Raw genomic sequence first — 13,426 nt, forward strand, 5'->3', positions numbered from 1 at the left:
CGGATCACCTCGCTTCGGCATTTGCCTGCTGCTCCTGTCGCATTTCCGTTGTCTTTGGCGATCTCGCCAGCAAAAGCACCGCGAACTTGGCCGCGCCGAGCAGATTCATGCCGATGATCGGCCAGTGCGACAGCTTGAGTTCACGATCGAACAGCGGGCCTTTCCTTAGTTCGCGCAAGGCTGCCCTCATCGACCAGTAGAAATGCCGAAGCAGCCACGGCGCGTGGCGGATATGCTTCAGGCAAAGCCCGCCATTGCCCATGCTGTAATCGCGATGCAGCTTTTCGATGGCCTTGCGGTCGCGCCGGCCGTGATGGTGATAGATGGTCATGTCGGGCACGTATTCGACCGGAATGCCGAGCAGCACGGCCCGGACGAGATAGTCCGTATCTTCCGCGGAGCGCAGCGGGCCGCCGGCGCCGAAGCGTTCGTCGAAACGCCCGATTCGGGCGGCAACATCGCGGTGCATCGTCATATTGCAGCCGAGCACGAAGCCACCAGGATGGACATCCGGCGTGAGCCGCGCGCGCACCGGTGACCGCTTGATGGTGAACGGCAGGTCGCGGGGATCGCCAAGCTCGACGCGGCCACCGCGGATGACCCGTTCGCCGGCCGCATAGTGCCGCTGCAGATCGCGCAGATAATCCTTGTGGACCGCGCAATCATCATCGACGAAGACCAGGACGCGGCCCCGCGCCCGCTCCAGCCCGGCGTTGCGCGCGGCCGCCAATCCGGGTCGCGGCTCGCAAATGGCAGTGAACGGGATGTCCGACAGTTCGGCGATGCTGGCCAGGCGTTTGGCCGTGCTGTCGGTCGAGCCGTTGTCGACAACCACCAGCTCGGCGGCAAAGTCGGCATGGGCACGACACGCGGCCTGGATCGAGCTGATGCAGGGCTCGAGTACGGCGACACGGTCGCGGGTGCAGACAATGAAGCTGACCGCCGGCACCGGTCCTTGCTGCGGCCGCGGCGACATGGCCGCCGGCATCATCGAGCGGCCGCGTTGCTGGAGCTGGTGCGATTTGACGAACATGGGTTGCTAGCTCAACTGGTTCGAAGGCAACACCGCCGCGGCCGGCACGGACTGCAGATACCGCGACAGGGCATCCACCTGCCTGGTGACCGACATCGAGGCGAGACTGAAGCGCGGCGCGAAAGCACCGGTGCGAAACACGTACTGCTCGCGGCGCCGGATGAGCTTCCATTTCGCCGTCCGTGTCAGGAATTCATGCATCAGCAGCGGCTGCCTTTCTCCCGCTATCAGCTGATAGAGGAAAAAGAACAGGTTCAGCGTGCCGGCCTGGTAGCTCGGCCTCGTCTCGGCCGGAAGCGCGGCTATCCTTTCTTCCAGCGCGAGGATCCATTCGGCGGCACGGCGAATCGTCTCCATCGACAGGACCTCACCGATGGCGCGGAGGTCTTGCGTCTCTTGTGCGAGTCCTTCGCGCTCGAGGTTCTCGGCGACGATCTTCAAATGCGTCCTGCGCATTTCGCGCTTGTGCCGGTTGGTCACGCTGTCGTTATGGATTCGATAAGCGATCAGGCTTTCGGGGATCATGGCCGCCGGGTAGCGGTCGGTCAGTCGCCTGAACAGGTCGAAATCCTCGGCGTGCTTATAGCTCTCGTCATAATGTAGAACGCCGTCTTCGATGACCTTCCGGTTATAAACGACCGTTGAATGCATGAAGATCGTGAAGAACATCGACAATATGCGCAGGCTATTGTCGTGGAATATCGGATCGGGCGACCCCCTAACGATGCGGTTGCCGAGCAAGGTATCGAAGCTTGCGCCGCACAGAGCGAGGTCAGGCTGCTGGTCGAACAGTGCTACCTGCCGCGACAGGCGTTGGGGATAGGCGATGTCGTCGGCATCCATCCTGGCGACCAGATCGCCGCGGGCCATGGCCAAGCCTTCGTTCAGCGTTGCGATCAGGCCGCGGTTTTCGCGTGAGACGATCGAGATGCGGCTGTCGGCCTGGCGGTATTTCCGCAGGATCTGCAGCGAGTTGTCGGTCGAGCCGTCATCGATGGCGATGACCTCAAGATGCTTGTAATCCTGGCGCAGGATGCTGCCCAGCGCAGCTGCCAGATAAGGTCCCGCATTGTAGATCGGCAGCAGAACGGAGACTAAGGGAGCAGCCATGATCAGCCCCGATCGGTTCGTTGCAGCTTGCGTGGCAAGCGTGAGGGGCCATCAGGCGGTCCACCCAGATATGCTCCGGCCGTAAGCCATCCGGCATTGCCCACGTCGATGCCTGCCGGGGCGGCGCCTGGGACTCTTCGAGCAACATAGGGGAAGTGGCGCTTGAGGCTGTTGAGCGGCTTTTCGAAAAGCAGCCACGAAGCCGAGGCCAGCATGAGCGTTGCCGTTCCCGCCACCAGGAACCGCCCAGGCCCTTGCTCCGAGACGTTGAGCGGGATCCACGGCTGTGATTTGACGACCAGCGCCAGCACTATGGGATGGTAGAGATAGACGCCGTAGCTGATGCGGCCAAAACCGAGCAGCGGCGGCAGTTCGAGAAGTTTTCCGGCGCGCCCGCCAATGCCCCTCGAACAGCTTGCAACGATGACCACCAGCGGCGCGACAGGCAGGATCTGCAACAGCAGCCAGAGGCCCCATTCCTGCACCGGATTTGCAGGCGTCGGCGCAAACCACTGCAGAACGAAAAACGCCGCAGCGAGCCCCGGCCAGCCAACTCGAAGCCATTGCGGCAAGCCAGCAGCTCTTGACCGGTAGGCGGCGAGCAGCGCGCCTGACGCCAGTGCATCCATAGACGCCGGCGGCAGCAGGTCGCGCGCCAGGCTGGGCGTTCCCGCGATCGGCCAATAAAAGCGATAGGCCAGCGACAGCGCGATAACGCCGATGCAGATCGATTCCAGGCGCCGGCGCGGCGCCAGCAGGATGATCAGCGGCCAGGCGATGTAGAACTGCTCCTCGATGCTCAGGCTCCAGAAATGGCAGAGCAGCCAGGGCGTCCATTCATTCTGCGATGCGTACCAGAAGTTCGACAGATAGAGCGCATGCCAGGCCAGCGACCCTCTGGACTGCTCCAGGTCCACCAGCCAGACGAAACCCAGCACGGCGAAATAAGGCGGGAATATCCGCAGCGCCCGCCTGATATAGAAGGATTTCAGCGCCGGTCCGGTTTCGAATTCGGCGGCCGCTCTGGCTTCCAGCAGCAGTCGCGTGATCAGAAAGCCGCTCAGCACGAAAAACAGGCGCACGCCAATATGGCCCCAGAACGAGGATCCTCCGGCCGCGAAGAAGTGGGCGTACAGCACCATCGTCACGGCGATGGCCCTCAGCGCGTCCAATTGGGTGTCGCGCGCATTTCCCATTAGCGGCGTACGCCGGCGGGACGGCGAAACTGCCAATCGGTCAACATGGCGGCGTCGTTCACGGCGCATTTCCAATCGGTAGCGCCCCCCTCACCCAGAATAGGGCCACCATTGTGCAACGCAACACAAAAAGTTGACACATTTGAAACAGGAACGTGAGACGCTACTAATAAAGCACAAGAAACAGCAGGAACCAGCCCGAATTGTCCATTTTTGACGATTTTCACACCCTGCCTTGGCCGACCAATTTCGGCGGCAGGGGTGCTGCGATGCAACATGCTCGCCGCCGCCGCGAAGCTCGTCCGCTCGATCGCCGCCGGCAGCACCGGCGTCATCCTCGTCGCGCATGATCTCTCCACGGTGCGGGCGCTGGCCGACAGGATCGTGGTCCTCAGCCTCGGACGCGTGGCCTATGATGGATCCCCCAGGCACCTGAGCGCCGACCAGCTGTGGGACCTCATAGCGAGCGGCACCCTCGCATCCGCCGGGCCAATAGGAAGGCGTGTTGAAGGAGGGGCTGCTTCGCGGGACCCACTCACGCGCAAGCTTCCCGCCTCCGGGTTACGCCTCCTTGCTCGCGTTCGCGAGCGCCACTGTGCGACGCTCCGGCAGCCCCATTCCGACGAGCGCACCGGCGAGCGAGAGCAGAGCGGAGACGTCGATTGCCGAGGTGAAGCCATCACTGAACGCATCGGTGGACGCGAAGCTTCCGGTCCCGGCGAACACCGCACCGGCGATCGCGATCCCAGATACGCCGCCAAGAAAGCGGAACGTGTTGAACGTGCCGGCAGCCTTGCCGACCTCCGGCCGCGCAACCGCATTGAGCACCGCGTTCTGCGCGGCAGGCATGGCCATCGATACGCCTGCGCCGGTAATGATCAGCGGCGCGACGAGCTGGATGTAGGGCAAATCAGGTGCTGCGATCTGCGCCAGCCAGGCCATTCCGGCCGCTTGCAGGATCAATCCGGCCACCACAAGCCAGCGCTCACCGACGCGGTTGATCAGGCTGCCGGCGATCGGTGCGACCACAAAAAGCGTGGCGGTCCAGGGCAGCAATCCCATGCCGGCGCCGAGCGGCCCACGGCTCTGGGAAAACTGCAGAAACTGCGGCAACAGGAATACGAGGCCGTACATGGCGGCGCAGAGCAGGAAGTTCGCACCTACGCCCGAGGAGAATGCGCGCGCCCGGAAAAACCGCAAAGGCAGCATGGGCTCACGGGTACGCAACTGCCAAAGGACGAATGCGATGGCGAGAAGCAGCCCGGCCGTCAGCGCCGACAGCACTTCAGAGCTGCTCCAGCCCACGATGTTGCCGCGCATCAGACCCCAGACCACTCCAAATGCCGCCGCAGTTACCAGGACGACGCCGAGGACATCGATTGCCGTGCCCGGCCCGTGACTCTCCGGAATCCGACGCAGCACCAGCGGGATGAGAACGATGCCGACCGGAACATTGAGCCAGAAGATCCAGTGCCAGGAGAGGCCTTCGGAGATCGCACCGCCGGCCATCGGACCGATGATCAGCGCCAGGCCGGTGATGCTGCTGAAGATACCCAGCGCCTTGCCTCGTTCCTCCGGAGGAAAAGCGACGCTCAGCAGCGCCATGGCCAGCGGCATGACCATTGCGGCACCCGCGCCCTGAACCGCGCGGGCCGCAATCAGCAATCCGGCATTTCCAGCGAGCGCGCAGGCAACCGACGCTGCGACGAACAGCGCCAATCCGGCGATGAAGATGCGGCGGCGGCCGAACCTGTCACCGAGCGCCGCCCCGGTCATAAGCAGGACGGCAAAACTCAAATTGTAGGCGTTCATCGTCCATTGCAGCGTCTCCAGCGAGGCATCGAGTTCGACCCGCATCGTGCTCAATGCGGTCGCCACGACCATCGCATCGAGAACGACCATCAAGGAGCCTATCGACGTGAGGGCGAGAACCCAGACCTTCGTTGACCCCGCACTTTGCTTGCTCATGATTATGACGCCTCCGGCTTGAACAGATGGCCCGCCAGTCTCGCGGGCCCGTGATCCAGTGACGCGGAGGCACCACCAAAGGATTCCAGCTAAAGAAAGTTTTTTTCGACCGAATCCTTTTGCCATCGTCGAGCGTCTATAGGACGCTGCCCGCGATGGCGGGCGCCCTGCCTGGGAGATACGCATGAAATCGACGCTTGTGCGATGACCGGATCCGCAATCGGCACGCCAGAAGGACGGGAGCCATTTGACCGGCTGCTCGGCGAATTGCGGCCGAAACTGCACCGTTACTGCGCCCGCATGACCGGTTCGGTGATCGATGCCGAGGATGTCGTTCAGGAAGCTACGGTCAAGGCGCTCGAGGCGTTCCCCGGGAGCGGGCCGATAGCCAATGTCGAGGGCTGGCTGTTCCGCATCGCGCACAATGCCGCGCTCGACCACCTGCGCCGTCGCGCCAGGGCGGATGCCGCGCATGCCGTCGACGATATCGACATGATACCTGACCCCGGTATGTCGGCCGAGGGTCGTCACACTGCAGCCGCAAGCCTGCAGACCTTCATGCGGCTGCCCGCGGCGCAGCGTAGCAGCGTCATCCTCATGGATGTGCTCGGCTATACGATCGAAGAGATCGGCAACATTATCGACAGCAGCGTTCCGGCGGTGAAAGCCGCTCTGCATCGCGGCCGTCTGCGCCTGCGCGAGGTCGCCGGCCAGCCTGACGATCGGCCTGTGCCGGTGTTGACCGAGCCCGAGCGGGCGCGTCTGGCAGCCTACGTAGATCGGTTCAACGCCCGCGACTTCGATGCGATCCGCGACATGTTGGCCGAAGACGTGCGGCTTGACCTCGTCAACCGGCTCCGGGCGAGCGGCCGCGCGAAAGTGGGCCGATACTTCCACAATTACGCGGGTATCCACGATTGGCAACTGCTTCCAGGCCAGGTCGATCGGCACCCAGCCATTCTTGTGATCGATCGGGATGACCCGGCCGGAGGGCCAAAATACTTTATCCTGCTGGAATGGGCGGGCGACAGATTGGCGAGAATTCGCGATTTCCGCTATGCGCGCTACACGCTTGATGGCGCCGAAGTAGTGCCTCTGCGGGCATAGCAATTCGCGTTTCATAATGCCGAACAACCACTGCCAGGATCGCGGCCGCTTGCCATCCAAGCGGCCGCCCTTTTTCGTCGATCCTGCTTTAAGCCGGTTGCAACTCCCTGCGCGGCAGCGGCGGGAAGGCGATCGCAATCGCCATCGCACCAAGCCCGACAAGGGCCGAGCCGATGAACAGCCAAGAATAGCTGGCATAGGCATCGAACACCATGCCGCCGGCGAGCGGGCCGAAAGCCATGCCAAGGCTGGACAGCATGGTTACGGCACCGAACACGGTGCCGAGGATGCGCTGGCCAAAATATTCGCGCGCCAGCACCGCATAGAGCGGCATGACGCCGCCATAGGTGGCGCCGAAGATGACGGCGAGCGTGTAGAATTGACCAAGCTCGCTGACCGCAAGATAGGCTGCGATGACCACGGCCTGTATAGCCAGCCCGGTGATCAGCACCGGCTTGACGCCCAGCCGGTCGGCGAGCACGCCGTAAAGCAGCCGGCCACCCAGCCCTGCCAGGCCCTCGATGCTGTAGATGCTGACCGCCGCCATCGGCGCGATGCCGCACAGCATCGCATAGCTCACCATATGGAAGATCGGCCCGGAATGGGCCGCGCAGCAGGCAAAGAAGGTCAGTCCCAACACGATGAATTGCGGCGAGCGCAGCGCCTGCGGAACCGTCATGCCGGCACCCTCGGCGGCAACGCTTGGGGCAGCGCCTTCGGCAGCGGGTTTGGGCGGCCGGCGCACCAGAAGCGCGGCCGGCAGTAGCAGCACCCACGCGGTTATGCCGATGTCGAACATCGCGGTGCGCCAGTCGTAGGCCGAAATCAGCCAGCGCGCGAAGGGCGAGATGGTCATTGGCGCCACGCCCATGCCGGCCGAGACCAGCGAGACGGCGAGGCTGCGGTTCGTGTCGAACCAGGCGGAGGTGAGCGCGATCATCGGCGCGAAGAAGGCACTTGCCGCGAGGCCGACGAGCACGCCGTAGGCCAACTGGAAAACGAGCAGCGAACCGGTGCGGCTGGCCAGCACCAGCGCCAGGCCGAGCAGCACGGCGCCGGTCATGACGACGATGCGGGCGCCGAAGCGGTCGTAAATGGCGCCCCAGGCGAAGCCGCCGAGCCCCATTACCAGGAAGTTCAGCGTCATCGCGCTCGATATGCCGGCGCGCGACCATTGTGTGTCGAGCGCCATCGGTTCGAGGAAGATCGCCAGTGAGAACATCGCCCCGAGAGCGACACAGGTCATCAGCGCGCCAGCCGCGACGATAACCCAACGATAGGGAAGGCTCATTTCAATTTTCTCCCATGCCGGAAGCGTTGATACGGCACGACCTTTTCGAGCTTCGCCGAGCCGCTTGCGTCCGAAGGACGTTGGAGATGTTTTGAATCCGACAATCCGGTTGCATTTTTTATCCAGTCAGGAAATTGCGCCGCTCAACTGCTCCAATGCATTGACCGTGCATCGTCCCGAGCTAGATTTCCAGCCTGGCCATCAGGAGCTATCGGGCATGGAACTTCATCGCGGCCGTCTCATCGACCACCTCCAGCTGGTGGTCAGGGATCTCAAGGCCAGCCGCCGCTTCTACGAGGCAGTTCTCAACGTGCTCGGCATACCGATCGGTGGCGCCGGCGAGGATTATTTCTGGGCCGACGAACTGTTCATTTCCAGCCCCGACAGCCCGGCGGCCCTGGGAAAGCTGACCGGGCGCCATCACCTTGCCTTCCAGGCAAAGGACCGTGCGATGGTCGATGCCTTCTACAAGGCCGGGCTTGAGGCCGGCGGCACCGACAATGGTGCGCCGGGCGAGCGATCCTACCATCCCGGCTATTACGCCGCCTTCCTGCTCGATCCCGACGGCAACAACATCGAGGCCGTCCACCACGGCCCGGCCAGCCGCAGCGCCGATTCAGTGAAGATCACTTTCTAGCTTCCGGTAAAGGTGGTTCGCACCGGCCGGCACGGTTGGTCTCTGCAAACCTGGGTGCTTGCGTCAGACCGCGTCTGCCCTATCGCGTCAGCGCCGCCATCTGGCTCGCCAGGAAGTCGACGAAGAGCCGCGCCCGGACCGGTAGCTGCCGCCCGTAGGCATGGACGATGTGCACCGGCATGGTCGGCATCGCCACCTCGGGCAGGATGCGGACCAAGCGGCCCGCGTCGAGATCGCCCTGCACCGCAAACCGCATCAGATGCGCTATTCCAGCACCGGCAAGTGCTGCATTGCGGATGGCGCCGCCATCATCGGTATCGAGCCGCCCATCCGGGAGGATCATCGTACCGTCGGCAAAGGTGACCGGATAGGGCCGGCCGGCCATCTGGTAGCGGATGAAGTCATGGTTCGCCAGATCCTCGACCGATGCCGGACGGCCGCGCCGCTCGACATACGCCGGCGAGGCCACCAGCACGATCGGCAGATTGGCGATCTTGCGGGCAACCAGCCCCGTGTCCGACAGCGCCCCCATGCGCACGGCAACGTCATAGCCTTCGCGGATCAGATCGGCGTGACGGTCGGTGACGCTGAGCTCGACTTTCACTTCGCCATGCTGCGCAAGGAACGCCTGCGCCCATGTCGCGATCAGGCCGCGCCCGAGCTCGACCGGCGCTGTAACGCGCAGCAGGCCGCGCGCCATATCGGCCACCTGGACGATGTCTTCCGCATCGTCCAGCGCCCTGAGCAGCGGCGCCACCCGCTCGTAGTAGGCGAGGCCTTCGCTGGTGAGCCCGAGCTGACGCGTCGAGCGCTGGATCAGCCTGACCCCGAGCCGCCGCTCGAGCCGTGCCACGCTTTTCGACACCGCCGATGGGCTCGAGCCGACCAGCCGGCTGGCGGCATGGAATGAGCCGGCATCGACGGTTCGGACGAAGGCGACGAGACCGGCGGTCTTTTCGAGGATGGTCGTCATTCCGGAATTCCAGGCACGAAAGAATGGATCATAATGATCCTAATACGCTTTTTGATCACCATTAAATACCGCTCATCGTCGACAAAGGAGAGATTGATGAGCAAGCTGAACGGCAAGGTCGCCATCGTCACCGGCGCGTCCAAGGGTATCGGCGCCGCCATTGCCAAGGGTCTTGCCACGGCCGGTGCCGCGGTGGTCGTCAACTACGCCTCGTCACGGGAAGGCGCCGACCGCGTCGTCGCGGAGATCGAGGACCGTGGCGGCCGCGCCGTCGCCGTCCAGGGCGACGTATCGCAATCGGCCGACGTGCGCCGCCTGTTCGAGGCGGCGAAGTCAGAGTTCGGCGGGCTCGACATATTGGTCAACAATGCCGGCGTCTTCGCATTCGAGCCGCTGGAAGCGGTGACGGAGGCCGAGTTCCACCGTGAGTTCGACACCAATGTGCTGGGCATCATTCTGACCACGCAAGCAGCAGTGAGCCATTTTGGCCCGAGCGGCGGCAGCATCATCAACATAAGCTCGGTCGCCAGCCGCAATCCGCAGCCGAACTCGCTCGTCTATGCCGCCACCAAGGGAGCGGTGGACACGATCACGCTGTCGATGTCGCGGGAACTCGGCGCCCGCAATATCCGCGTCAACGCCATTGCGCCCGGCGGCGTCGACACCGAAGGCCTCGAGCGTATCGGCATCGTCGGCAGCGACTTCGAAAAACAGATCGTCGCCATGACCCCGCTCGGCCGCTTCGGCCTGCCCGACGACGTCGCCCGCGTCGCGGTGTTCCTCGCTTCCGACGAAGCGTCATGGCTGACCGGCGAGCGCATCACCGCCTCGGGCGGCTGGCGATAGATATGCAGGGCGCGGACCTGCCGTTTTACGGACCATGCCCCCGCAGCGTGACATCGAGGAACACCGCAATCGATGACGACGGGGATCCAAGCCCTATGTTTCTCAGCAAGGGAGGAGCGCCGTGCGCTATCGATGACCGCTAGATGCCAAGGAGGTAACGGATGACGGGCGACGAAAAAGCAATCCGAAGGCTGGTCGAGACGTGGATGGATGCGAGCAAGCGTGGTGACATTGCGACCGTGCTCAGCTTGATGACGGACGACGCGATCTTCATGGTTCCCGGCCGGGAACCCTTCGACAAGGAGATCTTCGCGGCAGCCGCGCGGGAGACGGCCGGCGTTCATATCGACGGCACCAGCGATATCGTGGAATTACAGCTTCTCGGCAATTGGGCCTTCATCCGCAGCCGCATCGACATGACGGCGACTCCGCCGAATGGCGAGCCGGTCCATCGATCGGGATATGCACTGACGCTGCTGCGCAAGGAGGCAGACGGTGAGTGGCGGCTCGCGCGCGACGCGAACCTGCTGACTGCGCAAGGCTAGCGCCGGTCTCCGACATCCTGCACCGGAAGGCGGGCAAAGGGAGAGCGGCCAAGGGGGACCGATAAGATGGCGAGGATGCGATGCAAGCCGCCCTGAACAGTGTTCCTCCTCTACCTGATCACACGGGCAAGAGGGCGTTCTGCTTGACATCGGCGATGGAGGCGAAAGTGTGCGTTTCGCGCACACCCGGCAGCGGCAGGATGACCCGCTGCAGGAAGTCCTGGAACACCGCCATATCGGCGATCCGCGCCTTGACCAGATAGTCGAAGCCGCCAACCACCATATGGCACTCCAGAACCTCCGGGGCTTTCGCCACGGCTTCGGCAAAACGGTCAAAGACATGCGGCGCCGTGTGGTCAAGCCGGACCTCTATGAACACCAGCGTTCCCCGGCCGACCTTGCGCGGATCGAGCACGGCTCTGACCGCGGTGATGAACCCGTCGCGGAACAGGCGCTTCACCCGCTGGCTGGTTCCGGTCGGCGACAGCCCGATACGCCCGGCCAGATCAAGCGTCGTTCGGCGCCCGTCCTCCTGCAGCAGCCGGAGCAAGCTGCGGTCTATCTGGTCGAGGTCGTCCATTTCACAATCCACTCTATCTCAGGGATTTATGTGTTGATTTCACGCAGAGATGCCAAAATCAACGTATTTCATCACATGAAACCTCGCAATAGCTTGCACTTCCCTCACCCACGCGAAGCAAACGGGGTGAGCCGATTTCGACGAACAAAGGGAGTGCAGGATGACCAAGGAAGCGTTCAGTCCAGCCGGCAAGAGTGCGGCGGAAATCAGCAAGGGAGCGACCGAGATCCTGGTGCTGAGCGAAGCCGACGTGATGGCGTGCATCGACCTCAGCCAGCTTCTCGATGTTCTGGAAGACGGCTTCAAGGCGCTGTCACAAGGTAAGGTTGTCAATCCACCCCGGCCACAGCTCGACATCCCCGGAGCCGGCTACAGCCTCGCCATGCCGGCCTGGATGGAAGGCATGAACCTGACCGTCAAGATCGTCAATGTCTTCGAAGGCAACTTGGCCAAGAACCTGCCCAGCCACCTCGCCACCATCAGCCTGTTCGATCCGCTGTCCGGCCTGCCGGTCTGCATCATGGACGGCACTTTCATAACGGCGGTGCGAACCTCCGGCTCCGCTGTGCTGTCGGTGCGCGCGCTTGCCCGCCGGGATGCCAGGATAGCGACAGTGGTCGGCGCCGGCGTGCAGGCCAACCAGCATCTCCATTTGTTGCCGCTGGTGCGGGACTTTACCGAAATCCGCGTCGCTTCGAAGAGCTTCGACGATGCGGCAGCGCTTGCCCGGCTGCACCCGTCGGTGGTGGCGGTCGCCGACCTCGAGGCGGCAGTGCGCAGTTCCGACGTGGTGTGCCTGGCGACCCACTCCTATCAGCCGGTGATCGACGCAGGCTGGGTCCAGCCGGGCACGCATGTCTCGTCGGTCGGGGTGGCGCCGCCCCGCGGTGAAATGCCGATCGAGCTCATCGCCAAATCCAGTCTTTTTGTCGAAACCAAGGATGCATTCAAACCGACCCCGGTCGGTTCCTGCGAGCTTGCCGGCTTCGACCCGGATTTCGGCACCGAGCTTGGCGCCATGCTACTCGACCGCGCGCCGGGCCGCGTTTCGGATCAGCAGATCACCACCTACAAGGCGATGGGCATTGCGATGGAAGACATGGTCGCCGCCGACCTGGCCTATTGCTGCGCCCGGCGTCTGCGCAAGGGAAAGCTCGTCGTGCTGTAGGCGCGTGCCGCCTCACGCAGGCTCGCGCTTCAATGCCTGTGCCATGCAGTGGATGCCGCCGCCGGTCTTCGAGATTTCGCTCATGTCGATGGCGGCCACCTCGAAGCCGCGCGCTTTGAGCTGGCCGATCAGCGTCTGGCTCGAAGTCGGCGCGATCACCCTGTCCTTGCCCAGCGACATGAAGTTGCAGCCGAGCGCCATCGTGTCCTGGAACGGCACGTCGATAATCTCGTGGCCCTTGCCCTTCAGCCAGTCGACGATGCCGGGCTCCGTACAGGCAAGGCAGACGGCCGTCAGCTTTTCCGCAATCGGCACCACCATCAGGTCGATATGGACGTAATATTCGTCGATGAAGGCGATGCGGGTCTCCCAGCCCTCCTTGTCGAACCAGGCCTGCACCTGGCGCGCGCCCTCCTCCTGCGTGCGGGCGCCGCCGCAGCCGATCAGCACCACGCCATCCTCGATGACATTGAAGTCGCCGCCTTCGAAGGTGCCGGCGGTGACCATGTCGTAGATCGGGATGCCGAGCTTCTCATAGGTGCGGATCGCCGCGTAGTTCTCGCCGCGCCGCCACCACTGGGCCATCGCGGTGATGATGGCGCCGTAGGGCGTCATGACGCTGGAATCGCGCGAATAGACCTGCATCGGCAGCTCCGGCGTCGGCTCGTGCCAGTGGATGTTGACGCCGAAATGCTCATAGGCGGCGGCCAGGTCCTTGTGCTGTGCCTGCGCGATCTGGAGGTTGCAAGGCGCCTCGCGCAGATGTTTTCGCGACAGCGAGCTGGTCGAGAGATGACGCAGGAAATTCGGCGAGCCGAGCAGCACGTCGGTCAGCACGTCGGTCTCGTTGGCGAAGCCCCAGGCGGTCAACGGCTTGGTGCCGCCCGCCGGGTTGCGGCGCTGCAGCGAAAACGGCTCGGCGACGATGCGGTCATGGACGGTCATGGGTCTCTCCTCGTGATGGGGGCGGCT

General features: G+C 63.6%; 14 protein-coding genes. 5 read left to right on the forward strand and 9 right to left on the reverse strand.

The genetic code is table 11. From position 1 onward, the window contains the following. Positions 1 to 4: 4 nt before the first annotated feature. The 5 genes from NKH80_RS03115 to NKH80_RS03135 form a co-directional block, all read right to left on the reverse strand. Entirely contained in the window at positions 5 to 976 is a 972-nt protein-coding gene (locus NKH80_RS03115; protein WP_352649671.1) for a glycosyltransferase family 2 protein, read from the reverse strand. A gap of 63 nt (positions 977 to 1,039) precedes the next feature. Then, positions 1,040 to 2,143 carry a glycosyltransferase family 2 protein gene (locus NKH80_RS03120; RefSeq protein ID WP_352989573.1) on the reverse strand — a complete coding sequence of 368 codons (1,104 nt, stop codon included), beginning with the start codon at positions 2,141 to 2,143 and terminating at the stop codon, positions 1,040 to 1,042. 2 nt (positions 2,144 to 2,145) lie between these two features. Next, positions 2,146 to 3,339 carry an acyltransferase family protein gene (locus NKH80_RS03125; RefSeq protein ID WP_352989575.1) on the reverse strand — a complete coding sequence of 398 codons (1,194 nt, stop codon included), beginning with the start codon at positions 3,337 to 3,339 and terminating at the stop codon, positions 2,146 to 2,148. Then, a complete protein-coding gene (locus tag NKH80_RS03130; protein ID WP_352690348.1) occupies positions 3,339 to 3,674 on the reverse strand; it encodes a hypothetical protein in 336 nt (111 codons plus the stop codon). Before NKH80_RS03130 ends, NKH80_RS03125 begins: the two co-directional genes overlap by 1 nt. A gap of 226 nt (positions 3,675 to 3,900) precedes the next feature. After that, entirely contained in the window at positions 3,901 to 5,493 is a 1,593-nt protein-coding gene (locus tag NKH80_RS03135; protein ID WP_352884529.1) for an MFS transporter, read from the reverse strand. Positions 5,494 to 5,511: 18 nt separating this feature from the next. Here NKH80_RS03135 and NKH80_RS03140 point away from each other — a divergent pair, with 18 nt between their 5' ends. Then, positions 5,512 to 6,414 (forward strand): sigma-70 family RNA polymerase sigma factor, encoded by a 903-nt coding sequence (locus NKH80_RS03140; RefSeq protein WP_352705678.1) that lies wholly within the window; start codon positions 5,512 to 5,514, stop codon positions 6,412 to 6,414. Between the two features lie 88 nt (positions 6,415 to 6,502). Here NKH80_RS03140 and NKH80_RS03145 read toward each other — a convergent pair whose 3' ends face one another. After that, positions 6,503 to 7,705: an MFS transporter gene (locus tag NKH80_RS03145; protein WP_352989578.1), complete on the reverse strand. Its 1,203-nt coding sequence runs from the start codon at positions 7,703 to 7,705 to the stop codon at positions 6,503 to 6,505. Between the two features lie 217 nt (positions 7,706 to 7,922). Here NKH80_RS03145 and NKH80_RS03150 point away from each other — a divergent pair, with 217 nt between their 5' ends. Beyond that, complete coding sequence (locus tag NKH80_RS03150) at positions 7,923 to 8,342, forward strand: VOC family protein (protein WP_352989581.1); 420 nt, start codon at positions 7,923 to 7,925, stop codon at positions 8,340 to 8,342. A 79-nt stretch (positions 8,343 to 8,421) separates the two neighbouring features. Here the strand turns inward: NKH80_RS03150 and NKH80_RS03155 are convergent, their stop codons facing one another. Then, entirely contained in the window at positions 8,422 to 9,315 is an 894-nt protein-coding gene (locus NKH80_RS03155) for a LysR family transcriptional regulator (protein WP_352989584.1), read from the reverse strand. 96 nt (positions 9,316 to 9,411) lie between these two features. Between NKH80_RS03155 and NKH80_RS03160 the strand changes: the two genes are divergently transcribed. Together NKH80_RS03160 and NKH80_RS03165 are read left to right on the forward strand one after the other, a co-directional pair. Beyond that, complete coding sequence (locus tag NKH80_RS03160) at positions 9,412 to 10,161, forward strand: SDR family NAD(P)-dependent oxidoreductase (protein WP_352989587.1); 750 nt, start codon at positions 9,412 to 9,414, stop codon at positions 10,159 to 10,161. Between the two features lie 161 nt (positions 10,162 to 10,322). Then, entirely contained in the window at positions 10,323 to 10,706 is a 384-nt protein-coding gene (locus tag NKH80_RS03165; RefSeq protein WP_352705684.1) for a YybH family protein, read from the forward strand. Between the two features lie 118 nt (positions 10,707 to 10,824). Here NKH80_RS03165 and NKH80_RS03170 read toward each other — a convergent pair whose 3' ends face one another. Then, positions 10,825 to 11,286, reverse strand: a complete 462-nt coding sequence (locus NKH80_RS03170; protein WP_352690359.1) for an Lrp/AsnC family transcriptional regulator — start codon at positions 11,284 to 11,286, stop codon at positions 10,825 to 10,827. A gap of 160 nt (positions 11,287 to 11,446) precedes the next feature. On the opposite strand from NKH80_RS03170, the gene NKH80_RS03175 reads away from it, so the two are divergent. Then, positions 11,447 to 12,454 carry an ornithine cyclodeaminase family protein gene (locus NKH80_RS03175; protein ID WP_352507132.1) on the forward strand — a complete coding sequence of 336 codons (1,008 nt, stop codon included), beginning with the start codon at positions 11,447 to 11,449 and terminating at the stop codon, positions 12,452 to 12,454. 12 nt (positions 12,455 to 12,466) lie between these two features. On the opposite strand, the gene NKH80_RS03180 is transcribed toward NKH80_RS03175, so the two are convergent. After that, positions 12,467 to 13,399 (reverse strand): dimethylarginine dimethylaminohydrolase family protein, encoded by a 933-nt coding sequence (locus NKH80_RS03180; protein WP_352989590.1) that lies wholly within the window; start codon positions 13,397 to 13,399, stop codon positions 12,467 to 12,469. Between the last annotated feature and the right edge of the window lie 27 nt (positions 13,400 to 13,426).

The sequence above is a fragment of the Mesorhizobium sp. M0904 genome (assembly GCF_040319475.1).
Classification (GTDB): Bacteria; Pseudomonadota; Alphaproteobacteria; order Rhizobiales; family Rhizobiaceae; genus Mesorhizobium.